Annotated in this window: 21 protein-coding genes and 1 other RNA gene; 16 read left to right on the plus strand and 6 right to left on the minus strand. The window is 63.2% G+C overall.

The window, feature by feature from the left end; translation table 11 throughout:
* Window positions 1-14: 14 nt before the first annotated feature.
* A complete protein-coding gene (nudC, locus tag QN222_RS23850; RefSeq protein ID WP_283962482.1) occupies window positions 15-995 on the minus strand; it encodes an NAD(+) diphosphatase in 981 nt (326 codons plus the stop codon).
* 2 nt (window positions 996-997) lie between these two features.
* The gene (locus QN222_RS23855) at window positions 998-1,402 is read right to left on the minus strand and encodes an HIT family protein (RefSeq protein ID WP_283962481.1); all 405 of its coding nucleotides are present in this window, start codon (window positions 1,400-1,402) and stop codon (window positions 998-1,000) included.
* 222 nt (window positions 1,403-1,624) lie between these two features.
* On the opposite strand from QN222_RS23855, the gene ffs reads away from it, so the two are divergent.
* The 5 genes from ffs (at window position 1,625) to QN222_RS23880 (ending at window position 6,054) form a co-directional block, all read left to right on the plus strand.
* An RNA gene (ffs, locus tag QN222_RS23860) (signal recognition particle sRNA small type) lies at window positions 1,625-1,722 on the plus strand.
* A 55-nt stretch (window positions 1,723-1,777) separates the two neighbouring features.
* The gene (locus QN222_RS23865) at window positions 1,778-3,640 is read left to right on the plus strand and encodes a DNA polymerase III subunit gamma/tau (RefSeq protein WP_283962480.1); all 1,863 of its coding nucleotides are present in this window, start codon (window positions 1,778-1,780) and stop codon (window positions 3,638-3,640) included.
* 49 nt (window positions 3,641-3,689) lie between these two features.
* Window positions 3,690-4,013: a YbaB/EbfC family nucleoid-associated protein gene (locus tag QN222_RS23870; RefSeq protein ID WP_136509280.1), complete on the plus strand. Its 324-nt coding sequence runs from the start codon at window positions 3,690-3,692 to the stop codon at window positions 4,011-4,013.
* Between the two features lie 126 nt (window positions 4,014-4,139).
* Window positions 4,140-4,745 carry a recombination mediator RecR gene (gene recR, locus QN222_RS23875; protein ID WP_283962479.1) on the plus strand — a complete coding sequence of 202 codons (606 nt, stop codon included), beginning with the start codon at window positions 4,140-4,142 and terminating at the stop codon, window positions 4,743-4,745.
* 10 nt (window positions 4,746-4,755) lie between these two features.
* Window positions 4,756-6,054 carry a lytic murein transglycosylase gene (locus tag QN222_RS23880; RefSeq protein WP_283962478.1) on the plus strand — a complete coding sequence of 433 codons (1,299 nt, stop codon included), beginning with the start codon at window positions 4,756-4,758 and terminating at the stop codon, window positions 6,052-6,054.
* Window positions 6,055-6,074: 20 nt separating this feature from the next.
* On the opposite strand, the gene QN222_RS23885 is transcribed toward QN222_RS23880, so the two are convergent.
* A complete protein-coding gene (locus QN222_RS23885) occupies window positions 6,075-7,691 on the minus strand; it encodes an MFS transporter (protein ID WP_283962477.1) in 1,617 nt (538 codons plus the stop codon).
* A gap of 266 nt (window positions 7,692-7,957) precedes the next feature.
* Between QN222_RS23885 and rimP the strand changes: the two genes are divergently transcribed.
* The 11 genes from rimP to QN222_RS23940 all read left to right on the plus strand — a co-directional run bounded on the left by rimP (window position 7,958) and on the right by QN222_RS23940 (window position 21,950).
* Complete coding sequence (gene rimP, locus QN222_RS23890) at window positions 7,958-8,575, plus strand: ribosome maturation factor RimP (protein ID WP_283962476.1); 618 nt, start codon at window positions 7,958-7,960, stop codon at window positions 8,573-8,575.
* Window positions 8,576-8,621: 46 nt separating this feature from the next.
* Window positions 8,622-10,232, plus strand: a complete 1,611-nt coding sequence (gene nusA, locus QN222_RS23895) for a transcription termination factor NusA (RefSeq protein WP_283962475.1) — start codon at window positions 8,622-8,624, stop codon at window positions 10,230-10,232.
* Between the two features lie 5 nt (window positions 10,233-10,237).
* Window positions 10,238-10,930: an RNA-binding protein gene (locus tag QN222_RS23900; RefSeq protein ID WP_283962474.1), complete on the plus strand. Its 693-nt coding sequence runs from the start codon at window positions 10,238-10,240 to the stop codon at window positions 10,928-10,930.
* A gap of 105 nt (window positions 10,931-11,035) precedes the next feature.
* Window positions 11,036-13,711, plus strand: coding sequence for a translation initiation factor IF-2 (gene infB / locus QN222_RS23905; protein ID WP_284005617.1), 2,676 nt, complete (start codon window positions 11,036-11,038; stop codon window positions 13,709-13,711).
* A gap of 193 nt (window positions 13,712-13,904) precedes the next feature.
* Entirely contained in the window at window positions 13,905-14,312 is a 408-nt protein-coding gene (rbfA, locus tag QN222_RS23910) for a 30S ribosome-binding factor RbfA (RefSeq protein WP_283962471.1), read from the plus strand.
* A 9-nt stretch (window positions 14,313-14,321) separates the two neighbouring features.
* A complete protein-coding gene (gene truB, locus QN222_RS23915) occupies window positions 14,322-15,257 on the plus strand; it encodes a tRNA pseudouridine(55) synthase TruB (protein WP_180939794.1) in 936 nt (311 codons plus the stop codon).
* 336 nt (window positions 15,258-15,593) lie between these two features.
* Window positions 15,594-17,333: a sensor histidine kinase gene (locus QN222_RS23920; protein WP_283962470.1), complete on the plus strand. Its 1,740-nt coding sequence runs from the start codon at window positions 15,594-15,596 to the stop codon at window positions 17,331-17,333.
* Between the two features lie 269 nt (window positions 17,334-17,602).
* A complete protein-coding gene (gene rpsO, locus QN222_RS23925; protein ID WP_136509269.1) occupies window positions 17,603-17,872 on the plus strand; it encodes a 30S ribosomal protein S15 in 270 nt (89 codons plus the stop codon).
* 456 nt (window positions 17,873-18,328) lie between these two features.
* On the plus strand, window positions 18,329-20,482 hold the full coding sequence (gene pnp, locus QN222_RS23930) for a polyribonucleotide nucleotidyltransferase (RefSeq protein WP_283962469.1): 2,154 nt from the start codon (window positions 18,329-18,331) through the stop codon (window positions 20,480-20,482).
* 83 nt (window positions 20,483-20,565) lie between these two features.
* The gene (locus QN222_RS23935; RefSeq protein ID WP_283962468.1) at window positions 20,566-21,582 is read left to right on the plus strand and encodes a class I SAM-dependent methyltransferase; all 1,017 of its coding nucleotides are present in this window, start codon (window positions 20,566-20,568) and stop codon (window positions 21,580-21,582) included.
* A gap of 131 nt (window positions 21,583-21,713) precedes the next feature.
* Complete coding sequence (locus QN222_RS23940; protein ID WP_283962467.1) at window positions 21,714-21,950, plus strand: hypothetical protein; 237 nt, start codon at window positions 21,714-21,716, stop codon at window positions 21,948-21,950.
* 31 nt (window positions 21,951-21,981) lie between these two features.
* On the opposite strand, the gene fabI is transcribed toward QN222_RS23940, so the two are convergent.
* Genes fabI through fabA form a run of 3 tightly spaced genes read right to left on the minus strand, consistent with a single transcriptional unit; the run spans window position 21,982 to window position 24,576 of the window.
* On the minus strand, window positions 21,982-22,788 hold the full coding sequence (fabI, locus tag QN222_RS23945) for an enoyl-ACP reductase FabI (protein WP_283962466.1): 807 nt from the start codon (window positions 22,786-22,788) through the stop codon (window positions 21,982-21,984).
* A 4-nt stretch (window positions 22,789-22,792) separates the two neighbouring features.
* A complete protein-coding gene (gene fabB / locus QN222_RS23950; protein WP_283962465.1) occupies window positions 22,793-24,013 on the minus strand; it encodes a beta-ketoacyl-ACP synthase I in 1,221 nt (406 codons plus the stop codon).
* 47 nt (window positions 24,014-24,060) lie between these two features.
* Window positions 24,061-24,576 (minus strand): 3-hydroxyacyl-[acyl-carrier-protein] dehydratase FabA, encoded by a 516-nt coding sequence (gene fabA, locus QN222_RS23955; RefSeq protein ID WP_283962464.1) that lies wholly within the window; start codon window positions 24,574-24,576, stop codon window positions 24,061-24,063.
* Between the last annotated feature and the right edge of the window lie 199 nt (window positions 24,577-24,775).

Below are 24,775 nucleotides of genomic sequence, written 5' to 3' on the forward strand. Positions count from 1 at the left end.
TCTCTCCGCGCGGGTCAATTCCGCTCGGGCCAGGCCAGCCAGTCGCGCATCAACTGGTGGGCAATCGCCCCTTTCGGCGGCGGAATGTGCTCGTCTCCGGTGTCGGCGATGCCGGTCGTGCGTTCCAGCATCGCTTCGGTCTCCGCGCGCGTGAACCAGCGCACGTCTTCAAGCTCTTGTTCGTCGCGTTTGATGACGGTCGATTTGGCTTCGGCGTAGCAGCCGATCATCAGGGTATGCGGCAGCGGCCAGGGCTGCGAGGCATGATAGCGGACCCGGCCGATGCGGATGGCCGATTCCTCCTGCGTTTCCCGGCGCACGGCGTTTTCGATCGTCTCTCCCGGTTCGACGAAGCCGGCGAGGCAGGAATACATGCCCGGCGCGAAATGGTGGCTGCGGCCGAGGAGGCAGAGATCGCGCTCGAGATCGATCGTCAGCATGATGACGACGGGGTCGGTGCGGGGAAAGACCATGTGGTTGCATGCTGTGCACACGCGCCGGTAACCGCCCGCCGCACCGTCCATCGGCCCGCCACAGCGGCCGCAGAAGCGGTTGTTGGCGTTCCAGACGATCAGGCTGGAGCCTTGCGCAAACTGGCCGAGCAAATCTTCCGGCAGCATCTGTTGGCGGTAGAGCGTTCGCGCGTCGGCGATCTTGAACGGCTCGGGCAGGTTCTCTTCCGTGAGCCCCGACGGCACGGCAAGGCGCGGCTCGCCGTTCGGCAGGTAACCGAGCAGGATCGCCTCGTCGAGCGCGGGTTCGAGGCCTTCGAGCTCATAGGGTGCGAACAGCGGGTCGATGATCTTCTCGTCGTGCTTGACGATCAGCTTCGCGCCGGAAAAGGCGAGGAAGTGTGCGCCCGGATGCCTCGACGCCACCTCGACGCAATCGTCGGGACGGTGCTCGGATTGGCGGTCCAGGTGATTTTCCGCAAAGGCGACGAGGGTGCTCGGCTCCGGATGCGGGCTTCGAAGGTCAAAGATCGATTTCGTCATCTTCAGAGATTTTCCAGAATACGTGCTGCGAATGCCTGCTGCTCGCCCTCCGGCCACGGCTCGGCCTTGCCGAAACCCCACACCGGTCCCGGCCAGTTCGGATCACCTTCCCGGCGGGCTATGATATGCACATGAAGCTGGCGGACGATATTGCCGAGCGCGCCGATATTGATCTTGTCGGCGGCGGTGACCTTCTTGAGTGCGGCCGCCACCATGTTGGTCTCGAAGGTTAGCATCGTCTGGTCGAGCGGCGTCAGCTCGAAAATCTCGGAAATGTCGGTGCGCTGGGGAATGAGGATCAGCCAAGGCCAACGGCGGTCGTTCATCAGCCGCAACTGGCACAGCCCGATCGAGGCGATCGGGATGCCGTCGCGCTGAAGCCGCTCGTCGAGAGGGAAGGTCGTCAACAAAGTCTCCTCTTCAGGAGCGGGATGAGGAAAAGTGTGTTCGGTTTTCCGCCCGCATCCCGCTCTAACTCTTTAGAATCGATCACATTTACGATTCTTGGATCGATTCGTCCCAAGAATCATCGTGATCCAACGCGCGGATTCGCCTTGTTTTGCATATCGATACCAGTTTTTTGACGCGTTGGCTTGCATTTGCTTGCGATATTGCCGATATGGAGGCCGGGAGGTTGGTGGTGGACGAGCCACTCGCCAACCGGGTCAGGTCCGGAAGGAAGCAGCCCTAACGAGCCCCGGCACGGGTCATCGTGCCAGCCTCCCACCTTATCTTCGTATCTCCGTCCTGTCGGGACAAGAGTTCGAGCAGCGGCAGGGTCGATGAGCGACGAAACGTCCATTTCATTCGAACAGAAGCCAGCCGCCTACCGTGTTCTGGCGCGTAAATATAGGCCCAAGGACTTCTCCGACCTCATGGTCGGGCAGGAGCCTATGGTGCGCACGCTCACCAATGCCTTCGAGACCGGCCGCATCGCGCAGGCCTACATGCTGACGGGCGTCCGCGGCGTCGGCAAGACGACGACGGCCCGCATCCTGGCGCGCGCTCTGAATTACAAGACCGCCGAGATCGACAAGCCGACGATCGACCTGCGTGTGCCGGGCGAGCATTGCCAGGCAATCATGGACGGCCGCCATGTCGACGTGATCGAGATGGATGCCGCATCGCACACCGGCATCGACGACATCCGCGAGATCATCGAGCAGGTGCGCTATCGCCCGGTTTCCGCCCGCTACAAGGTCTATATCATCGACGAAGTACACATGCTCTCGACGCAGGCCTTTAACGGCCTGCTCAAGACGCTCGAGGAGCCGCCGGAGCATGTGAAGTTCATCTTCGCGACCACCGAAATCCGCAAGGTTCCGATTACCGTCCTGTCGCGCTGTCAGCGCTTCGACCTGCGCCGTATCGGCGCGTCCGACCTTGTCGGTCTCTTCTCCACCATTCTCGCCAAGGAAGGCGTGCCTTTCGATCCGGAGGCGCTGGCGATGGTCGCGCGCGCCGCAGAAGGTTCGGCGCGTGACGGCCTGTCGCTGCTCGACCAGGCGATTGCCCACGGCGGGGGCTCGGTCGAGCTTGAAACCGTGCGCTCGATGCTCGGACTTGCCGACCGCGCCCGCATCGTCGATCTCTTCGAGCATATCGTCAAAGGCGACGTGACGGCGGCGCTTCAGGAGTTTGCCGCGCAATACGAGGCGGGCGCCAATCCGACGGTGGTGCTGACCGACCTTGCCGACTTCACCCATCTCGTCACACGGATGAAATATGTTCCGGACGCGGCGAACGACCAGTCGCTGAGCGAGATCGAGCGCGTGCGCGGCGCCGAATTCGCCGGCAATGTCGCGGTGACCGCACTTTCGCGCATCTGGCAGATGCTCTTGAAGGGCATCCCCGAGGCGGAAAGCTCTTCGCGCCCTGCGGGTGCCGCAGAAATGGTTCTGATCAGGCTCGCTCATGCCGCGCATCTGCCGTCGCCGGAAGACGCTGCACGACGGCTGTTGGAGCTTGCCGACGGCGAGGGCGTCGCCGGTCGCCCGGCACCGCGCAGCAATGGTGGCGGAAATCAGGCGCAGGCCGGACAGTCGACGCAGGCGCGTTCCGTCGACGCAGCGCCGCCCGTTCAGCGGTCCTCGAACAACGGCGCGACCATGCTGCGTGCCGTGCCGGATGCCCCGCCTCCGCCGATGACCGTCGGCCGCATCGAGGAACGGCCCGCACCGGCCCCGAAGCCGGAACCGAAAGTTCCGGTCAACTCGATCAGCGATATCGCCGATCTCTGCGGAAAGAACAGGGACATCAAGCTGAAGACGCTGGTGCGCGGCTTCCTGAGGCTCGTGCATATCGAGCCCGGCCGCCTCGACGTCAACGTGTCCGACGACGCGCCGAAGACGCTTCTTGGCGAACTCGCCGTCAAGCTCAAGGAATGGACCGGTATTCACTGGGTCGTCAGCTACAGCCGCGAACCGGGCGAACCGACGCTTGTCGAGGCCGAGCAGCGCGCACAGGAGCAGCGGGTCAACGACGCCCGCCAGGATCCGGACGTCGCGGCAATCCTCGCGCGCTTTCCGGGCGCCAGGATCACCGACGTGCGCATCCGCGCGACGGAGCAGGAAACCGAAGCGGTCGCTCCGGCAGCAGCCGAATCGGAAGACGGCGATATCGTCCCCGGCGACGACATCGAATAGTCCGGCCAACAAGCTTCTTGGAAGAGATTACCAAAGACAGGAGACGACGATGCGCGACATCATGGGCATGATGGGCAAGGTCAAGGAAATGCAGGCCAAGATGGAGAAGCTGCAGGCGGAGATCGCCGCGCTCGAAGTCGACGGCACCTCCGGCGGCGGCCTCGTCACGGTCCGCCTCGACGGCAAGGGCCACATGAAGAGCCTGAAGATCGATCCGTCGCTCTTCAAGGAAGACGATGTCGAAATCCTCGAAGACCTGATCGTTGCCGCGCACAAGGACGCCAAGGACAAGGCGGAAGCCGTGCAGGCGGAAAAGACCCGCGAACTCACCGCCGGCCTGCCGATCCCGCCCGGCATGAAGCTGCCGTTCTGATTGAGCGGGCTCCACCCGAGCCATTGGTGCCAGTTTCTCGCGTGGTCGCTGCAGTGTTGCGATCGCCCTGCGCTGATCGGCGTCAAAGCGATTCCGTTTGCCGATGAATTGAGCTAAAAGCCCGGCATGGCAAAGCGAGTCACTGGCCCCGAAATCGAAAAACTCATCCAGCTCCTGGCGAAGGTGCCGGGCCTCGGCCCCCGTTCCGCCCGGCGGGCCGCGCTGCACCTCGTGAAGAAGAAGGAGCAGCTGCTCGGTCCGCTTGCGGACGCGATGGGCGAGGCGCATCGCAAGGTCCGCATCTGCTCTTGCTGCGGCAATGTCGACACGATCGATCCCTGCACGGTGTGCACGGACGAACGGCGCGACCAGTCCGTGATCATTGTCGTCGAGGATGTCGCCGACCTCTGGGCGCTGGAGCGCGCCGGCGCGATGAACGCCGCCTATCACGTGCTCGGCGGCACGCTGTCGCCGCTAGACGGCATCGGGCCTGACGATCTCAACATCAAGGGCTTGGTCGATCGCGTCGCCAAGGGCGGCGTGCGCGAGCTGATCATCGCAGTCAATGCGACGGTCGAGGGACAAACCACGGCGCATTACATCACCGACCAGCTCGAAGGCATGGAGCTGAAAATCACTCGCCTCGCCCACGGCGTTCCGGTCGGGGGCGAGCTCGATTACCTTGACGAAGGCACGTTGACGGCTGCGCTCAGGGCGCGCACGACGATCTGAAGGGATGCCGATGCTTTTGAAGTCTCGTGTTCGCTCGTGGTTTGCCGGTCTTCGTGCTGAGGGGGGCAAACGCCGCGTGCGCCTGCTCGCAACGGTCACCGCTCTCCTCGCCCTCCACCTTCCCGCTCACGCTGCCACCAAGGCCGACGTCGAAAACCAGTTCCGCCGGTGGCTGCAGAGCGACCTTTGGCCCGAGGCGCAGAAATCCGGCATCTCCGCGACGTCCTTCAAGGCGGCTTTCGCCGATGTGAAGCTCAATTGGGATCTGCCCGACCTTGCGCCTCCCGGCTTTCCCAAGGCGAAGGAGCGCAAGCAGAGCCAGGCGGAATTTTCATCGCCCGGTTCCTATTTCTCCGAGAAGCGGCTGCAGGGATTGGCGGCGACCGGCCGGAGCCTCGCCTCTGCCCACGCCTCGACCTTGAGGCGCATCGAAAGAACGTATGGCGTTCCCGGTCCGATCGTGCTCGCCATCTGGGGCCGGGAATCCGGGTTCGGCAGGGCGAAGATCCCGCACCCGATCATGGACGTTCTGGCGACCAAGGCCTTTATGTCGACGCGACCCGAGCTTTTCCGGCGCGAACTGATCGCCGCGCTCCACATTCTCGATAGCGGCGACGTGCGCGAGGCGGAGATGCGCGGTTCCTGGGCCGGCGCCATGGGCCAGCCGCAGTTCCTGCCGTCGAGCTTCCTGCAATATGCCGTGGATTTCGACGGCGACGGCCGCCGCGACATCTGGAATTCGGTGCCGGACAGTCTGGCTTCGATCGCCAATTATCTCTCGCAGAAGGGCTGGCAAGCTGGCCGCGACTGGGGTTTCGAAGTCTTGATCCCGGAGGGTGTTTCCTGCGCCCAGGAAGGCCCGGATCTTGCCCGCCCGATTGCCGACTGGGCCGGCATGGGGATCGGGCGCATCTCCGGCAAGGGTTTCCCGTCGGCGGAACGCTCCGCATCCGGCATGATGCTGGTGCCGGCCGGAGTGCATGGACCGCAGTTCATCGTCACGCCGAACTTCTACGTGATCAAGGAATACAACAATTCGGATCTCTACGCGCTTTTCATCGGCAACCTCGCCGACCGCATCGCGTCGGGCGGCGGCGCCTTCCGGGGCGAGTGGGGCGATGTCGGAAACATGCTGCGTTCCGACGTGCTGGCGATGCAGAAGGCGCTCGTCACCAAGGGCTACGACGTCGGCAAGGTCGATGGCCTGCCGGGCTACAAGACACGCCGGTCGCTCGGCGACTGGCAGGCAAAGAACGGCCTGTCCGCAACGTGTTTCCCGGCCGCCTCGCTGAAATCTCAGTTGCGTTGACGGTCAGTCCGACGCGCCGGTCAATGCATCTCGGCGGGCTGCTTGTAGCGCTCGTAGTGCCCCGGAACGATGGTCTGCCGCTCGATCATCCGGTGGACGCGCGGCGGCGTCGTACCGCGGTGGAGCGCCGTCAGCTTGTCGCCGACCGCCGCATCGGCCTGCGTGCGCCGCTGGTTGTGGCGGACATATTCCACCCAGGTCGGCACATGGTAGGTCTCGGTCCAGGTCGTCGGGTTTTCAAGGTCGCGCATCAGGGCCCAGTGTCCCGCGCCGTCGCGAATGCGGATGCGCCGCCGCTCTGCCATGGTCGTCAGGAACTCGGGAATGTCGGGCTCGTGGATCTCATAGTCGATCATGATGACGATCGGGCCGCTGCGCGGCTTGAGATCGAGCTCGAGCGGCGGCTCGTTGAAGCGGTTGAGCGGGTCGAGGTTCAGCGACTCGAATTCCGGCAGCCCGAAGCGCAGGCCGACGGCCGCTCCGGCGAGCATGAGAAGACAGGAGCCGATGAGGGCGTTGGCGGCGCCGTACTGCTCGGCGGCAACGCCCCATAGCCAGCTGCCGCCGGCAATGCCGCCGAAGGTCATGGTCTGGTAGAGGGAAAGCGCCCGGCCGACCACCCAGCGCGGGGTGGAGAGCTGAACCGTGGTGTTGAACAGCGCCAGCGCCAGCACCCAGCAGGCGCCGGAGACGGTGAGGGCAAGCGAGGTCAGCCACGCCTCGGTGCTGATCGCCGTAACCGCCGCACTCGTGGCAAAGCCGGCGAAAGCGCAGCGCACGACCGACTCGCTCGACAGGCGTTCCCGGAGCCGGGCGCTCAGCAGCGCGCCGCCGATCGCGCCGAGGCCGAAGGCGCCGAGCATGATGCCGTAGGTGAGCGGGCCGCCGCGGACGAGATCGCGGGCGACAAGCGGCAGCAGCGCAAGGATGGCGCTGGCCGACAGGCCGAAGACGAAACCGCGCAGGAGCACCTTGCCGATGTTCGGCGACATCACGACATAACGAAGGCCGGCCGAAACCGCGCGCCCGAGCGTTTCGCGCGGCAACGGGCTTTCCGCAATTTCGCGTTTCCAGCGGAAAAGGGCGAAGAGGATCGCGAAATAGCTGAGCGTATTGACTGCAAAGGCTGCCGCGGCGCCCGCAGCCGCGACGATCGCACCGCCGATCGCCGGGCCGACGCTGCGCGTCATGTTGAACCCCATGCTGTTCAGCGCCACCGCCGCCGGCAGGTCATCGCGCGGCACCATGTCGCCGACCGAAGCCTGCCATGACGGGTTGTTGAGCGCCGTTCCGCAGCCTATCAGGAAGGTAAAGAGCAGAAGCAGCCACGGCGTGATCAGGCCGAAATAGGCGCAGACCGTCAAGATGGCCGAAACGCTTAGCATGAAGCCCTGTGCGACAAGCATGATCCGTCGCCGGTCGAAATTGTCGGCAAGCGCACCCGACACCAGCGAGAAAAGCATGATCGGCAGCGCAGTGGAGGCCTGCACCAGTGCCACCATGTTCACTGACTGCGAGATGGAGGTCATCAGCCAGGCGGCGCCCACTGCCTGGATCAGTCCGCCGAAATTGGAGGCAAGGCTGGCGATCCAGATGATCCGGAATGTCTCGTGTTTGAAGGGGGACAGGGGCGACATGCGGCTCGTCACCTTCTCTTTCGTTGACCAACGCGAAGCGGATGCTTCCTTATAGACTTCGAATTGTGGCACGCCAGCTGCTGAAATTGACGATCCGACACGAAAGTAGTTTTCTCTGCGTCGCCGCCTCTAGGGTTGCGGCTGCGAGCCTTGCAATTTGCGCCGATGAAGCGTATATGAGCGTCAAATTCTTGATCGGTAGATGAAGAGTGGGCCCGTCAGGACCCGCTCTTTTTTATTAGCCGGTCCGATGAGGAGACGATCGTTTGTCCGATAAGACAACGGCTGAAAACGCAAATGAACCGCGGCTGATCACCGAAACCGGTCTCGATCAGCGCATTGCCGACATCATCGAGCCCGTGCTCGTGCAGATGGGCTTCCGCCTCGTGCGCGTGCGCATGTCCGGCCAGAACGGCTTGACGCTGCAGATCATGACGGAGCGCAACGACGGCACCATGACCGTCGAGGATTGCGAAGAGGTTTCCAAGGCCATTTCGCCCGTCCTCGATGTGGAAGATCCGATCGACAAGGCGTATCATCTCGAAGTGTCGTCGCCGGGCATCGATCGCCCGATGGTGCGCAAGTCCGATTTCTTCCGCTGGCAGGGCCATCTGATGAAATGCGAGACTTCGGTGATGGTCGAAGGTCGCAAGCGGTTTCGCGGCAAGATCGTGTCGGTGGACGAAGACGGCTTCCGTCTCGAGCGGGACCAGCCCGCCTACGGTGAGGAAGCGGTTGTCGCGATCCCGTTCACGGCGCTTTCGGATGCCAGGCTGATCTTGACCGACGACCTGATCCGCGATGCGCTGACGGCCGACAAGAAGGCGAAGGCCGCGCGCGCCGCCAACGAGAATTTCGAAGACGAAGATTCACCTATCGAATAAGGCAGGGCGTGCTTCAAAGGCCCCTGCAACCAGACGGAGACAAGATATGGCAGTCAGTGCTAACCGGCTCGAACTTCTGCAGATCGCAGATGCTGTGGCACGCGAAAAGGTGATCGACCGCGAGATCGTTCTGGCCGCGATGGCGGATGCGATCCAGAAGGCGGCTCGCTCGCGTTATGGCTCGGAATCGAACATTCGCGCGGACATCAATTCGAAGACCGGCGAAATCCGTCTGCAGCGCCTTCTGGAAGTAGTCGACAAGGCGGACGATTATTCGACGCAGATCCCGCTGGAGCTTGCGCGCGATCGCAACCCCGACGCCAAGATCGGCGATTTCATCGCAGATCCGCTGCCGCCGATGGATTTCGGCCGTATCGCCGCGCAGTCGGCCAAGCAGGTGATCGTGCAGAAGGTCCGCGAAGCCGAGCGTGACCGCCAGTACGAGGAGTTCAAGGACCGCGTCGGCGAGATCGTCAACGGCACGGTGAAGCGCGTCGAATACGGCAACGTCATCGTTGATCTCGGCCGTGGCGAAGGCATCATCCGCCGCGACGAGATGATCCCGCGTGAAAACATGCGCTACGGCGACCGCGTCCGCGCCTTCGTCTACGATGTCCGTCGTGAACAGCGCGGGCCGCAGATCTTCCTGTCGCGCACGCATCCGCAGTTCATGGTCAAGCTCTTCACCATGGAAGTGCCGGAAATCTACGACGGCATCATTCAGATCAAGTCGGTTGCCCGCGATCCGGGCTCGCGCGCCAAGATCGCCGTCGTCTCCAACGACTCGTCGATCGATCCGGTCGGCGCCTGCGTCGGTATGCGCGGCTCTCGCGTCCAGGCCGTTGTCGGCGAGCTTCAGGGCGAGAAGATCGACATCATTCCGTGGTCGCAGGACCCGGCCTCCTTCATCGTCAACGCCCTGCAGCCGGCGGAAGTCGCCAAGGTCGTTCTCGACGAGGATGCCGAGCGTATCGAAGTGGTGGTTCCGGATGAGCAGCTTTCGCTCGCCATCGGCCGCCGCGGCCAGAACGTCCGCCTCGCTTCGCAGTTGACCGGCTGGGATATCGATATCCTCACCGAGCAGGAGGAAAGCGAGCGCCGTCAGAAGGAATTCAACGAGCGGACCCAGCTTTTCATGGAGGCGCTCGACGTCGACGAGATGGTCGGCCAGGTGCTCGCCTCCGAAGGCTTTGCCCAGGTCGAGGAACTCGCCTATGTCGATCTCGACGAAATCTCGTCGATCGACGGCTTCGACGAAGAGACCGCGACCGAGATCCAGACCCGCGCTCGCGAATATCTCGACAAGATCGAAGCCGAGATGGACGCCAAGCGCAAGGAACTCGGCGTCGCCGATGAACTGCGCACGATCAACGGGCTGACCAGCCAGATGCTGGTTGCGCTCGGCGAAGAGGGTATCAAGACCGTCGAGGACTTTGCCGGTTGCGCCGCCGACGATCTCGTCGGCTGGACCGAGCGCAAGGACGGCGAGACCAAGCGCTTCGAGGGCATCTTCTCGAAGTTCGAGGTGACCCGTGAAGAGGCCGAGGCGATGATCGTCCAGGCGCGTCTGGCCGCAGGCTGGATCACCGAAGAAGATCTGGCAAGCGAGACGGAAGAACCGATCGAGGTCGCCGAAGGCGCCGAGCAGGACGCCTGATCACGATGATAGCGGAAACCGATGCTGATACCCTGCCTTCGGACAAGGGCCCGAAGGACCGGAGCGGCAGCACGCGGACCTGCATCGTCAGTCGCGAGAGCGGTTCGCCAGACGAGTTGGTCCGCTTCGTTGCTGCTCCTGACGGACGCGTGGTGCCGGACCTGAAGCGACAGCTTCCCGGGCGCGGATGCTGGATCAAGGCGGAGCGGGCGCTTGTCGAGAAGGCAGCGGCGAAGAAGCTCTTCGCCCGCGCCCTCAAGGCCGACGCCAGGGCCGACTCGACACTGGCGGACGACGTCGACAGGCTGCTTGTCGAGCAGCTTGCCGGAATGATGAACATGGCGCGCAAGGCCGGCCAGTTCGTCTCCGGGGCGACGAAGACGGAACAGGCGGTGCGCGGTCTTGCGGCGCTCGCCGTCTTCCATGCCATCGATGCGGCCGCCGACGGTGTCCGCAAGATCGACCAGGCTCGCAAGGCGATGAGTTTCGTTGCCGAGGATGAAAGGGAAATAGCCGCCTTCCGCCCCTTCACGGCGGCGGAAATGGATGGGCTTTTGGGAAGTAATGCTTTTATCCATGCCGCAGCGCTTGCAGGGCAGGCGGGTGAGGGTGTAGTGAAGCGCGCAATCATGCTCGAAAAGTACCGAGGATCCGTCCCGGTCCGGGCCGAAGGCGGCGCTGGCAAGCCACAGCAATGATACGCGTCACCGGCAAGGGCCGGCATCGCGAGCATTGTTTGAGACAATTTGGAAGACAGGGTCAGGTGTTTCGCATCCGGCCTTGATCGCTAGGAACGGAACGGAATGACCGACAACAAAGACGACAAGACACTCAGCGTAGCGGGCAAGAAGACGCTGACCCTGAAACCCTCCGGGGTTCAGCAGGGGACAGTGCGTCAGGACATGGGCCGCGGCCGCACCAAGGCGGTTGTGGTTGAAACCAAGAAGCGGCGCCATTCCCGTCCTGAAGACGAGCGGCCGATCACGCCCATGAACACGTCGCCGGCAGCGCGTGCGCCGGAGCAGCGCCCCATGCCGCCGCAGCCGTCCGGCCGCCCCGCGCCGCAGCCGCAACCGCATCAGCCGCGGCAGGAGCAGAACCGTCCGCGCGGCGGCGTGGTTCTCAACGATCTGTCCGCTGGTGAGATGGAAGCCCGCCGTCGCGCCCTGGCCGAAGCCCAGATCCGCGAGGCCGAGGAAGCCAAGCGCCGCGTCGAAGAGGAAGCCCGCCGTCGGCGCGAGGAAGAAGAGCGTGCCGCACGCGAACGGGAAGAGGCCGCGCGCCGTGCCGCCGAAGAGGCAGCACGTCCGGCGGTCGTCGCCGAAAAGGTTGAGGAAGAGCGTCCGGCCGCGGCTGCGCCCGCCGTCACCGCGGAACGCCGCCCCGACACGCGCCCGCAACCGCCGCGTCCGGCTCCCGCTCCGGCTGCTGCCCCGCAGGCGCCGGGCGCCGCCGCCTTGCGCGGCCGCCGCGCCGGCGAAGACGAAGAGGACGATCGCGGCTCGCGCAGTGCTGGTCCCGCGCGGGGCAAGGTCACGCGTCCGGAACCCGCGAAGCCTGTCACCCGTCCGAAGGGTGATGACGGCCGTCGCCAGGGCAAGCTGACCCTGACGGCCGCCGTCGACGAGGATGGCGGTCAGCGTGGACGTTCGCTCTCGGCCATGCGTCGCCGGCAGGAAAAGTTCAAGCGCAGCCAGATGCAGGAGACCCGCGAGAAGATTTCGCGCGAAGTCGTTCTGCCGGAGACCATCACGATTCAGGAACTGTCGCAGCGCATGTCCGAACGCGCCGTCGACGTCATCAAGTTCCTGATGAAGGAAGGTCAGATGATGAAGCCGGGCGACCTGATCGACGCCGATCTCGCCGAACTCATTGCCGGCGAATTCGGCCACACTGTCAAGCGCGTCTCGGAGTCGGATGTCGAAGAGGGCATCTTCAACATCGCCGACACCGAAGAGACCATGGAGGCGCGTCCGCCGATCGTTACGATCATGGGCCACGTCGACCACGGCAAGACGTCGCTGCTCGATGCGATCCGCCACGCCAACGTGGTTGCCGGCGAAGCCGGTGGCATCACCCAGCACATCGGTGCCTATCAGGTCGAGCAGAACGGCCAGAAGATCACCTTCATCGACACCCCCGGCCACGCCGCCTTCACGGCGATGCGTGCCCGTGGCGCCCAGGCGACGGATATCGCCGTCCTCGTCGTGGCGGCCGATGACAGCGTGATGCCGCAGACGATCGAGTCGATCAACCACGCCAAGGCGGCTAACGTGCCGATCATCGTGGCGATCAACAAGATCGACAAGCCGACGGCGAATCCGCAGAAGGTCCGCACCGAGCTGCTGCAGCACGAAGTCTTCGTCGAATCGATGGGCGGTGAAGTTCTCGACGTCGAAGTCTCGGCGAAGAACCACACCAACCTCGACAAGCTGCTCGAGGCGATCCTGCTGCAGGCCGAAATCCTCGACCTCAAGGCCAATTCCAACCGGACGGCCGAAGGTACGGTGGTGGAAGCCGAGCTCGACCGCGGCCGCGGTGCGGTTGCGACCATTCTCGTCCAGAAGGGTACGCTCACGCCCGGCCAGATCATCGTCGCCGGCGACCAGTGGGGTCGCGTGCGCGCACTCGTCAACGACAAGGGCGAGCATGTGAAGTCCGCAGGCCCGTCGACCCCGGTCGAAGTCCTCGGCCTGTCCGGTACGCCGGCAGCCGGCGACAAGTTCGCGGTGGTCGAGAACGAAAGCCGTGCGCGCGAGATTTCCGAATATCGCCAGCGGCTCGCACGCGAAAAGATGGTTGCGCGCCAGTCCGGCTCGCGCGGTTCGCTCGAGCAGATGATGAGCCAGCTCCATGCTTCCGGCATGAAGGAGTTCCCGCTGGTCATCAAGGGCGACGTGCAGGGCTCGATCGAAGCGATCGCCGGCGCTCTCGAAAAGCTCGGAACCGACGAGGTTCGGGCGCGCGTCGTGCATTCGGGTGCGGGTGGTATCACCGAGTCGGATATCTCGCTCGCCGAAGCCTCGAACGCCGCGATCATCGGCTTCAACGTCCGTGCCAACAAGCAGGCGCGCGATGCGGCCGAGCGTGCCGGCATCGAAATCCGCTACTACAACATCATCTACGATCTGGTGGATGACGTGAAGGCGGCGATGTCCGGTCTGCTGTCGCCCGAACGGCGCGAGACGTTCCTCGGCAATGCCGAGATCCTGGAGGTGTTCAACATCACCAAGGTCGGCAAGGTCGCGGGTTGCCGCGTCACCGAGGGCAAGGTGGAGCGTGGCGTCGGTGTCCGTCTCGTGCGCGACAACGTCGTCATCCACGAGGGCAAGCTCAAGACGCTCAAGCGCTTCAAGGACGAAGTTTCGGAAGTCCAGGCCGGCCAGGAATGCGGTATGGCCTTCGAGAACTACGAGGACATCCGCGCCGGCGACACGATCGAGTGCTTCCGCGTCGAACACATTACGCGCACACTCTGATATCTGTCCGGTTGGAGATTGTGCGGGCGCCGGCTCCTGTTCGGCGCTCGCACTTTTTGACGCGGGATGAGAAAAGCGTGAGCGGTTGGCCGCCCGCCGCCCGCGTTTCATTTGAAATCGATCCCGTCGGTGATTTTGAGCGGATTCAATCCAAGATCATGCCAAGATCATGACGTGATCCGAGGTAAGCACGATGACCAAATCCACATCCTCCGCTCCGTCCCAGCGCATGCTGCGCGTCGGCGAACAGGTGCGCGCCGCGATCACGCAGGTCCTGCAGCGCGGCGAAGTGCGCGATCCGCTGATCGAGAACACGGTGATCTCCATTTCGGAAGTGCGCATGTCGCCCGATCTCAAGATCGCCACCGCCTATGTGACTCCGCTTGGTCTCAAGGATCACGCCTCGGTCATCGAGGCACTGAACAGGCATGCAAAATTCATCCGCGGGCGGCTCGGGCCACAGCTCCGGCAGATGAAATACATGCCCGACGTCCGTTTCAGGGACGATACGAGCTTCGACAACTATCAGAAGATCGACGCCCTGTTGCGCTCGCCGGAGGTCAGCCGCGACCTCGATTCCGATTCCGACGACGAAGAATAAGAAAGACCCATGTCCAAACCGCGCAAACCCAAGGGTCGCCCGATCTCGGGCTGGCTTATTCTCGACAAGCCGCTCGACTTTGGTTCCACCGAGGCCGTTTCCAAGATCAAGTGGCTGTTCAAGGCGCAGAAGGCGGGTCACGCCGGCACGCTCGACCCGCTCGCCTCCGGCATGCTGCCGATCGCGCTCGGTGACGCGACGAAAACCGTCCCCTACGTAATGGATGGGCGGAAGATCTACGAGTTCACCGTCGCCTGGGGCGAGGAGCGGGCGACCGACGATCTCGAAGGCGAGGTCGTCCGCGCGTCCGCTGAACGGCCAACGGAAGAGGCTATCCGTACGCTGCTGCCGAAATATACCGGTGTGATCAGCCAGGTGCCGCCGCAATTCTCGGCAATCAAGATCGACGGCGAACGCGCATACGATCTCGCCCGCGACGGGGAGGCGGTGGAGATTCCCGCTCGCGAGGTGGAGGTCTTCCGGCTCTCCCTGATCGGATGCACGCCGCATCTCGCGCATTTCGAGATCGAATGTGGCAAGGGAACCTATGTTCGCTCGCTTGCGCGCGACATGGGCCGCGATCTCGGCTGCTTCGGGCATATCGCCTCACTGCGCCGCACTTTCGTGGCGCCCTTCGGCGAGGATGACATGGTGCCGCTTTCCGACCTCGTCGCGCTGGAGAAGATCGAGGACGATGCCGAGCGGCTCGCCGCGTTGGATGACTTCCTGATCGAGACAGGCGAGGCCCTTTCCGGCCTGCCGCACATCGCCGTCAACGATGATCAGGCGCATCGCCTCAAGATGGGCAATCCGATCATCCTGCGTGGCCGCGAGGCACCATTGCCCGCTCCCGAGGCCTATGCGACGGCGCGCGGCAAGCTCGTAGCGATTGGCGAGATCGCCGAAGGCGAATTCCGGCCGAAGCGCGTGTTCGCCACGTCCTGATCCGACCGCACCAATGCATATTTCCTTAAATCCTGGCCGATTAAGGGATAAAAATATGTAGCAATTCAAAGTGCCGCTGCGTCCTTCGCGCAACTGGAAGACGCGCGGCACTGTTGGCGGTTTGCGTTTGGCGAAACGCTGACGCATGATCTCGGGTGGCGATTCGATCCGTTCGGATACGGCCATTCGCGGCAATCGAGGCCAATCCGAGATCGCGATTTCGCCATGCACGCCAACCCGTGGCGGTTGTGCGGCCGACGTGCAAGGAGCGCACGGGACCTCGTGTCAGCGTTGGCCACCGGCGGCGCGGCGACAGACGGGGAAAGGCGGGCCGGGGTGACTGGAGTGTCAGAGAAGGACCACGGAGAAGCTTCGCGCGGCGGCTTGCAGGCTGCAGCAGCCTTGGTTCGGGACCGTCTCCGCCGGCCGTTCAGCTTCTACCTGGTCTCGCTGCTGCTGATCGCGATCATCCCGTCCTTCATCTTCTCATTCGTCATCCTGAAACGCAGCGTGGATGCGCAGGAGCAGGTCGTGACTTCGCTTCTGAAGGCCTCGACCGGTTCCGTGGCGCGCATCGTCGAGCGCGAGGTCGAAGGCATGCTGACGACGCTCAAGGTTCTTTCGACTTCGAACGCGATGGAACTGCGCGACATGCGCGCGTTTTACAATCGCGCTTCTGTTGCCCTGGCGGACACCGATTCCAATCTGATCGTCATAGACAGGAGCCACAATCAGAGACTGAACACGCGGCTTCCTTTCGGTGCGCCGCTTGGACCGGCGTCCGATCCGGAGTCGATCGAGCTCGCCTTCAAGAACAAGGGCCCGCTCGTCTCCGGCGTGTTTTTCGATAGCACCGACGGGCGATGGGCCTTCAATGTCTATCTCCCGGTCAGCCTGCCAACCGGGGAGAGCTATCTGCTGGCCCTGACGCAGAACGCTGACGGGATGGCGAAGGCCGTCAATCGCGACACGCTGTCGCCGGGCTGGAATGCGGCACTGGTGGATGGCAGCGGCCGGGTGATCGTGTCTTCCGATGCCGCGGTCAAACCGGGTGACGCCTTCTTCCTCGAGAAGCTGCCGGCGATCAGCATCGGCGTCGCCAACATCAGCGAAAAGGGCGCCGACTACCGCGTCGCGACCGAGTTTTCCATCGTGACCGGATGGCGCATCGTCGCCTGGGCGCCGCGTGCGGTTGTCGATGCGCCGATATTGTGGTCGTTCCTCTGGTTGTCGCTTGGCGGCATCATCTTCGCAAGCCTCGCCGTGGCGGGTTCACTCACGATCGCCCGCCTGCTCTCGCAGGGGGTGAAGCTGCTTGCCATGGACGCGCGCCGTCTCGGTGCCGGCGAGCCGATCAAGCCGCGTCGCTACATGATCACTGAGGTCGAGGACGTATCGAGCGCGTTTGCCCAGGCTGCCGCGGCCCGCACCAAGGCCGAAGGGGAAATCCGCTTTCTGATGAGAGAGGTCGCGCACCGCTCAAAGAACCAGCTCACGGTCATTCAGTCGATGTTGAACCAATCGGCGTCTTCCACCGAGAGCGCTTCGGAATTCGCCGATGCCTTTCGAAAGCGGATCGCCGGGCTGGCCCGGTCGACCGACCTGATGGTTGCCAATGCCGCACTCGGCGTCGATTTCCGTGAACTGGCGCAGAACCAACTGCAACCCTTTGCTCCCGACGACTCGCGGCGCGTCGTCCTCAGCGGTCCGGCCGTACGGTTGGAAACACAGGTGGCGCAGATGCTCGGCATGGCGCTGCATGAGCTCGCGACCAATGCGACCAAACACGGCGCACTCGCCAACGCCACCGGTGTCATCAGACTCGACTGGTCGGTATCCGACGGAATGATCGCCATTCGGTGGCGCGAAGAGGGTGCCGATATCGCAGCGCCGCCCGAACAAGCTTCGGGGCAGGCAGCGGGGCGAACGGGCTTCGGAACAGTCGTGCTCGAGCGCATGCTTGGCATGGCGCTCGGGGCCGAACTCGAAAGGACGATGCACCCGGACGGCATCGAATGGACCATCCGAATTCCGCGTGGCGGCAGAGGCGACGCGCCGGCCGAAACCGGAAGTTGACGGGGCAACACGCGGACGCCGACGCTTTTCAAAGGCTTGCTGGATAGCACTCCCAGTTCCTGGAAGGGAGTAGCGCACCCTCATCCAACCGGCAATTGAGGCGTGACGCGTCGCTTCCGGACGCCGGGTTCCATGACCCTTTCCTTTTCGATCCATTTCGTTTATAGGCACGCCAGCGAAAGGCACTGCCTCTTCGTATGAACGGCCGCGGCTGGACGACATCCCGGCTGCCGGCGACCCCGAAATCCTCGAAACGAAAGGATCATCCGATGTCGATTACTGCAGAGCGCAAGGCTCAGCTCATCAAGGAATTCGCGACCGCTGAAGGTGACACCGGTTCTCCGGAAGTCCAGGTTGCGCTCCTGACGGAACGGATCAACAACCTGACCGAACACTTCAAGGGCCACAAGAAGGACAACCATTCCCGCCGTGGTCTTCTCGCGATGGTTTCCAGCCGTCGTTCGCTCCTCGACTATCTGAAGAAGAAAGACGAAGCGCGTTACACCAAGCTGATCGGTGCCCTGGGCATCCGTCGCTAAACGACTTGACCGGCGGATCGCTTGCGGTCCGCCGGTTTTTTATCGGGCGCGTGATCGCCTGCTGCATGCTTCCTTAAATCGGGGCCGATTGAAGGATAAAACCATGCAGAAACTCAAAGTGCTGCTGCGACCTTTGTATGTCTGAAAAGACGCGCGGCGCTGCAGGAAATCGTCTCTCCGCTGGCGCCTGTGGCGCAGGGATTGGAGAGAATGTCCAGCGAACCGGATGGGCCGGTATCGCGGATCAACCGATGGCCCGTCATGGGGCAGGATTGCAGGATGCTTCGGCGCCCGCGTGCCGTGAGCTGCCACGCGGGCAGCACGGCGAGACGGAACCGAGCCGGTTTGTTTTGAAGCCTCCCGTTGTCTTGCCCGTGATGCGCCACCACCAAGCGGCTTTCCGATCATCCGCGCTGCAGCAGCCGCGGAAGGTCTCCCGCACACGAAGGACAGAACATGTTCGAGACCCACAAGGTAGAAATCGAATGGGCAGGGCGTCCGCTCAAGCTCGAAACCGGCAAGATCGCGCGTCAGGCTGACGGTGCCGTTCTCGCCACCTACGGCGAAACGGTGGTGCTCGCCACCGTCGTTTCGGCCAAGGCGCCGAAGCCCGGCCAGGATTTCTTCCCGCTCACCGTCAACTACCAGGAAAAGACCTACGCTGCCGGCAAGATCCCCGGTGGTTATTTCAAGCGTGAAGGCCGCCCGAGCGAGAACGAAACGCTGGTTTCGCGCCTGATCGACCGGCCGATCCGTCCGCTCTTCCCGGAGGGCTACAAGAACGACACCCAGGTGATCGTCACGGTCATGCAGCATGACCTGGAAAACAATCCGGACGTTCTCTCGATGGTTGCGGCGTCGGCCGCGCTCACCCTTTCGGGCATCCCCTTCATGGGCCCGATCGGCGGCGCCCGCGTCGGCTACATCAACGGCCAGTATGTGCTCAACCCGCACCTCGACGAAATGGACGAATCCTCGCTTGATCTCGTCGTTGCCGGCACCCAGGAAGCCGTTCTGATGGTCGAGTCCGAAGCCAAGGAACTGCCGGAAGACATCATGCTCGGCGCTGTCGTCTTCGGCCAGAAGGGCTTCCAGCCGGTGATCGACGCGATCATCAAGCTTGCCGAAGTTGCGGCCAAGGAGCCGCGCGAGTTCGAACCGGAAGATCATTCGGCCCTCGAAAACGCCATGCTTTCGATTGCCGAAGATGAACTGCGCAATGCCTACAAGATCACCGAGAAGGCTGCCCGCTACGCCGCGGTCGACGCCGTCAAGGCCAAGGTGAAGGAACACTTCCTGCCTGAAGGCATCGAGAATCCTGCTCACACGGCGGAAGAAATCGCAGCCGTCTTCAAGCACCTGCAGGCCAAGATCGTCCGCTGGAACATCCTCGACACCCAGAGCCGCATCGACGGTCGCGACCTCGTCACGGTCCGGCCGATCGTCGCCGAGGTAGGCCTCCTGCCGCGCACGCACGGTTCCTCGCTGTTCACCCGCGGCGAAACGCAGGCGATCGTCGTTGCCACGCTCGGCACCGGCGAAGACGAGCAGTATGTCGATTCCTTGACCGGCATGTACAAGGAAAACTTCATGCTGCACTACAACTTCCCGCCCTTCTCGGTCGGTGAAACGGGCCGCATGGGTTCTCCGGGCCGTCGTGAAATCGGGCACGGCAAGCTCGCCTGGCGCGCCATCCACCCGATGCTGCCGACGGCGGAACAGTTCCCCTATACGCTGCGCGTCGTTTCCGAAATCACCGAGTCCAACGGCTCCTCTTCGATGGCCACCGTCTGCGGCACGTCGCTGGCGCTGATGGATGCAGGCGTCCCGCTTGCCAAGCCCGTCGCCGGTATCGCCATGGGCCTCATCAAGGAAGACGATCGTTTCGCCGTTCTCTCCGACATCCTCGGTGACGAAGACCATCTCGGCGACATGGACTTCAAGGTTGCGGGCACGGAAGCCGGCATCACCTCGCTGCAGATGGATATCAAGATCGAGGGCATCACCGAAGAGATCATGGGTGTTGCGCTCAACCAGGCCAAGGGCGGCCGCATGCACATTCTCGGCGAAATGGCCAAGGCCATCTCCGAGAGCCGTGGCCAGCTCGGCGAATTCGCACCGCGCATCGAAGTGATGAACATCCCGGTCGACAAGATCCGCGAAGTCATCGGTTCGGGCGGCAAGGTCATCCGCGAGATCGTCGAAAAGACCGGCGCCAAGATCAACATCGAAGACGACGGTACCGTCAAGATTGCATCCGCCTCCGCCAAGGAGATCGAAGCGGCCCGCAAGTGGATCCACTCGATCGTTGCCGAGCCGGAAGTCGGCCAGGTCTATGAAGGCACGGTCGTCAAGACCGCCGATTTCGGCGCCTTCGTCAACTTCTTCGGCGCCCGCGACGGCCTGGTCCACATCTCGCAGCTTGCCTCCGAACGCGTCGCCAAGACGACCGATGTCGTCAAGGAAGGCGACAAGGTCTGGGTCAAGCTGATGGGCTTCGACGAGCGCGGCAAGGTTCGCCTCTCCATGAAGGTCGTCGATCAGGCGACCGGCAAGGAGGTCGTCGCTGAGAAGACCGAGAAGAAGGACGGCGGCGAAGCGGCCGAATAAGCCTGCCGCCGGAAACATTCGGGGGCGCGGAGCGGATCGCTCCGCGCCCCCTTTCTGTAAGCAAAGAACGGATTCGACACCCCATGAGCCGCGATGCACTGAAAACCTTGTTCTACCCTTTCGAGACCGCCGTCATCGATCCGCCGGGAGAGGATGAACGCGTGCTCTTTCTCGGGGCAGAGGCCGGCTACAGGCTGCCGCAGGACTTCTCCGCCTCGATTGCCGCCGTGCAGCCCCTGAGGCCGCTCTATCGCGCACTGGAAGCGGCACGCGCCGACGTGACGCCGCTCGCCGAGGGCGAGGAGTATGACGCCGCGCTGGTGCTCTGCGGCAAGCACAAGGGCGAAAACGAAGATCGGATCGCCGAGGCGCTCAAGCGCACCCGCGCCGGTGCGCTGGTCATGATAGCAGGTGGCAAGGAGGACGGGATCCAGTCGCTGCGCAAGAAGATCGGCAAGTTCGGCTGGGACGGCGACTCGCTGCCGAAATACCATGGTGTCGCATTTTGGTTCACCCGCCCCGAGGATGTGTCGGAGGCCGTATCCGCGCTCGCCAAGGTGCCGGTGCGTGTCGATGGCCTGTTCGAGGCGTCGCCGGGCATGTTCTCGCACGACCGCGTTGATGCCGGTTCGGAGCTCCTTGCCTCGCGCCTTCCCAAGGATCTTACCGGCCACGCGGCCGATTTCGGCGCCGGCTGGGGCTATCTGTCGGTGATGCTCGCCCATGCCTCGCCGGGGCTGAAGGGCATCGATCTCTTCGAGGCGGACTATGAAGCGCTGGAGGCCGCGCGCGTCAACATGATGGCGAACGCCCCCTCGATACCGGCCCGCTTCTATTGGCACGACCTGACCAGCGAAGAGACGCGCGACAAATACGATCTGATCGTCATGAATCCGCCCTTTCACGAAGGCCACGCCGCAGAGCCGTCGCTTGGGACCGCGATCATCAAATCCGCCGCCAAGGCCTTGAAGCACGGCGGCAAGCTGATGCTGGTCGCCAATCGCGGCCTGCCCTACGAGCAGGTTCTTGCGGAAAACTTCAAGGAGAGCGGCGAGACCTGCCGCAATGCGCGCTTCAAGGTGCTCTGGGCGAAACGCTAGGAAGCTCCGGACGGCGCCGCGGCTCACCTGTGACGCTTCGTTGTTGCCAGCAGGGACGATCAGGCACACCATGGTCGTGTCGGTTATAACGACGCGACAGCACGAGCGTCTTTGCAGGAGAGGAGCAGGCTATGGGATTCGGACCCGCTCGACCCCCTATGATGGAAGATGTCGAAGAGGTGATTGCGCGCGACATCAAGAGTACGGAGGGACATGGCGAGACGTCGGAAGTTCCCCTGCCGTTCCTGCGCAGCCTCTATCGGGTGCCGCTTGTGCCGGGAAAACTGCGGCACATGCGTGGCGCCGTTGTCGGCCTCGGGCTTCTGGCCATTCTGTTCGGATTGATCTGGGCCTGGACGGCGGCCTGATCCGGGTTGTGAACAACCCGGATTGGCTGTCTTACTCCACGTCGGCGGTGCGCAATGCCTCGAGCGTCGGCATGGAGGTGATGTTGTAGCCGGAATCCACATAGTGGATTTCGCCTGTGACGCCGCGCGAAAGATCGGAAAGAAGGTACAGCGCGGAATTGCCGACATCGTCGATCGTCACCGTACGGCGCAGCGGCGAATTCTTTTGCTGCCAGGAAAGCATCGCGCGGGCGTCCGAGATGCCAGCGCCGGCGAGCGTGCGGATCGGCCCGGCGGAGATCGCGTTGACGCGGATGCCGCGCGTGCCGTAGTCGGCGGCGAGATAGCGCACCGAAGCTTCGAGTGCCGCCTTGGCTACACCCATCACATTGTAGTTCGGCATCACCCGCGTGGAGCCGCCATAGGTCAGCGTCAGCATCGTGCCGCCTTCGTTCATCAACTCTGCGGCGCGCCTGGCGATTTCGGTGAAGGAGAAGCAGGAGATGACCATGGTGCGGCTGAAGTTGTCGCGCGTGGTGTCCGCGTAAAGGCCCTTCAGCTCGTTCTTGTCGGAGAAACCGATGGCGTGAACGATGAAGTCGAGCTTTCCCCAGCGCTCCTTGATCGCATCGATCACGGCGTCGACCGAGGCGATGTCCTCGACGTCGCAGGGCAGCAGGAAGTCGGAATCGACTTCCGCGGCGAGCGGCTTCACCCGCTTGCCGAGCGCTTCGCCCTGATAGGTGAAAGCGAGTTCGGCACCCTGGGCGGCGAGCGCCTTCGAAATTCCCCAGGCAATAGAATGGTTGTTGGCCACACCCATGATGAGGCCGCGCTTTCCGTTCATCAGTCCGTTCATTGTGTTATCCGTTGTAGCGCTGGAAGACGAGCGTGGCGTTGGTGCCGCCGAAGCCGAACGAGTTTGAAAGAACCGTGTCGATCTTGGCGTTGTCGATCCGCTTGCGAACGATCGGTACGCCTTCGAACTCGGGGTCGAGCTCGTTGATATGCGCGCTTTCGCCGATGAAGCCGGCCTGCATCATCAACAGGCCGTAGATCGATTCCTGGACTCCGGCAGCACCCAGCGAATGGCCCGTGAGAGATTTGGTCGACTGGATATGCGGCATCTTCTCGCCGAAAACCTCGCGAATGGCGCCGATTTCCTTGGAGTCGCCGACTGGCGTCGAGGTTCCGTGGGTGTTGATGTAGTCGATATCGCCCTTCACGGTCGCGAGCGCCTGACGCATGCAGCGCACGGCGCCTTCACCGGATGGGGCAACCATGTCGTAGCCGTCGGAGGTTGCGCCATAGCCGACGATCTCCGCATAGATCTTGGCGCCGCGGGCCTTGGCATGCTCCAGTTCCTCGAGCACCAGAACGCCGGCGCCGCCGGCAATCACGAAGCCGTCGCGGTTGACGTCATAGGCGCGCGAGGCCGCGGACGGCGTGTCGTTGAACTTCGAGGACATCGCGCCCATGGCGTCGAAAAGGTTGGACATGGTCCAGTCGAGATCCTCGTGGCCGCCGGCGAACATCACGTCCTGCTTGCCCCACTGGATCATTTCCGCGGCATTGCCGATGCAATGCGCCGAGGTCGAGCAGGCGGACGAGATCGAGTAGTTGACGCCATGGATCTGGAACCAGGTCGCAAGCGTGGCCGAGGCCGTCGAGGACATCGCCTTCGGGACCGCGAAGGGGCCGATGCGCTTGGGGCTCACGTTCTTGCGGGTGACATCGGCAGCCTCGACGATGGTCCGGGTCGAAGGACCGCCCGAGCCCATGATGATGCCGGTGCGCTCATTGGTGATGTCGGCGGCTTCGAGTCCCGAATCCGCGATTGCCTGCTTCATCGCCACGTGATTCCAGGCGCCGCCCTGCGACAGGAAGCGCATGGCGCGCCGGTCGACGAGATCCGTCGGGTCGAGCGAAGGCGCGCCCCAGACCTGGCACTTGAAGCCGTTCTCGGCGAAATCCGGGGAAAACGTGATGCCCGATTTCGCATCGCGCAGCGACGCCGTGACTTCCTCGGCATTGTTGCCGATCGAGGAAACGATGCCGAGGCCCGTGACAACTACCCGTCTCATGGTAATGACCTTTTCTTAACTTGAACCCGTCCTGGCCGTTTTGCGGCTCAGTCGGCCTTTTCCTGGAAAAGACCGACCTTGAGGTCGCTGGCCTTGTAGATCACTTCGCCGTCGGCCTTCATCCAGCCGTCGGCAATGCCGAGCACCAGGCGGCCGCGCATCACGCGCTTGAAGTCGATGCCGTATTCGACCAGCTTGGTCTTCGGCGTCACCATGCCTGTGAATTTCACCTCGCCGGTGGAAATCGCGCGGCCCTTGCCGGGCTCGCCGATCCAACCGAGGAAGAATCCGGTCAGCTGCCACATGGCATCGAGGCCAAGGCAGCCGGGCATGACAGGGTCGCCCATGAAGTGGCAGGGGAAGAACCAGAGGTCCGGCGTGATGTCGAACTCGGCGCGGACGTAGCCCTTGTCGTGCGGGCCTCCGGTTTCCGAGATGTCGGTGATGCGGTTGAACATCAGCATAGGCGGCAACGGCAGCTGGGCATTGCCGGGGCCAAACATTTCACCTCGGCCGCAGGTCAGGATTTCCTCATAGCTGAAGCTGGATTGTCTGGTTGTCATGAATGGTTATTTCCCCGAGTGACTGAGTGTTCTCCGACCTGCTTTAGAGCAAGTTCGGGCTGAATTGAAGCGTGACCCTGCGCCAATGGCAATCCCGCCTGCCGCAGTTTCCGCTTCGACGATATCCTATAAGGTAGTGCGGATCGCGGCGAAAACCCGCTTCACTTTTTCTCTCATGCGGCTCTTATTAGCGACATCT

Origin of the sequence: Sinorhizobium sp. 6-70 (assembly GCF_030124375.1) — a bacterium.
Taxonomy (GTDB): Bacteria; Pseudomonadota; Alphaproteobacteria; order Rhizobiales; family Rhizobiaceae; genus Sinorhizobium.

What these genes read in the sequence shown, in the direction of transcription:
- rbfA (WP_283962471.1), top strand. Translation starts at nt 13,905, where the DNA reads ATGACCAAATCCACATCCTCCGCTCCGTCCCAGCGCATGCTGCGCGTC.
- QN222_RS23865 (WP_283962480.1), top strand. Translation starts at nt 1,778, where the DNA reads ATGAGCGACGAAACGTCCATTTCATTCGAACAGAAGCCAGCCGCCTAC.
- QN222_RS23880 (WP_283962478.1), top strand. Translation starts at nt 4,756, where the DNA reads ATGCTTTTGAAGTCTCGTGTTCGCTCGTGGTTTGCCGGTCTTCGTGCT.
- infB (WP_284005617.1), top strand. Translation starts at nt 11,036, where the DNA reads ATGACCGACAACAAAGACGACAAGACACTCAGCGTAGCGGGCAAGAAG.
- fabA (WP_283962464.1), bottom strand. Translation starts at nt 24,576, where the DNA reads ATGACAACCAGACAATCCAGCTTCAGCTATGAGGAAATCCTGACCTGC.
- pnp (WP_283962469.1), top strand. Translation starts at nt 18,329, where the DNA reads ATGTTCGAGACCCACAAGGTAGAAATCGAATGGGCAGGGCGTCCGCTC.
- QN222_RS23870 (WP_136509280.1), top strand. Translation starts at nt 3,690, where the DNA reads ATGCGCGACATCATGGGCATGATGGGCAAGGTCAAGGAAATGCAGGCC.
- QN222_RS23940 (WP_283962467.1), top strand. Translation starts at nt 21,714, where the DNA reads ATGGGATTCGGACCCGCTCGACCCCCTATGATGGAAGATGTCGAAGAG.
- nusA (WP_283962475.1), top strand. Translation starts at nt 8,622, where the DNA reads ATGGCAGTCAGTGCTAACCGGCTCGAACTTCTGCAGATCGCAGATGCT.
- recR (WP_283962479.1), top strand. Translation starts at nt 4,140, where the DNA reads ATGGCAAAGCGAGTCACTGGCCCCGAAATCGAAAAACTCATCCAGCTC.
- fabI (WP_283962466.1), bottom strand. Translation starts at nt 22,788, where the DNA reads ATGAACGGACTGATGAACGGAAAGCGCGGCCTCATCATGGGTGTGGCC.
- QN222_RS23900 (WP_283962474.1), top strand. Translation starts at nt 10,238, where the DNA reads ATGATAGCGGAAACCGATGCTGATACCCTGCCTTCGGACAAGGGCCCG.
- rpsO (WP_136509269.1), top strand. Translation starts at nt 17,603, where the DNA reads ATGTCGATTACTGCAGAGCGCAAGGCTCAGCTCATCAAGGAATTCGCG.
- truB (WP_180939794.1), top strand. Translation starts at nt 14,322, where the DNA reads ATGTCCAAACCGCGCAAACCCAAGGGTCGCCCGATCTCGGGCTGGCTT.
- QN222_RS23935 (WP_283962468.1), top strand. Translation starts at nt 20,566, where the DNA reads ATGAGCCGCGATGCACTGAAAACCTTGTTCTACCCTTTCGAGACCGCC.
- fabB (WP_283962465.1), bottom strand. Translation starts at nt 24,013, where the DNA reads ATGAGACGGGTAGTTGTCACGGGCCTCGGCATCGTTTCCTCGATCGGC.
- QN222_RS23885 (WP_283962477.1), bottom strand. Translation starts at nt 7,691, where the DNA reads ATGTCGCCCCTGTCCCCCTTCAAACACGAGACATTCCGGATCATCTGG.
- nudC (WP_283962482.1), bottom strand. Translation starts at nt 995, where the DNA reads ATGACGAAATCGATCTTTGACCTTCGAAGCCCGCATCCGGAGCCGAGC.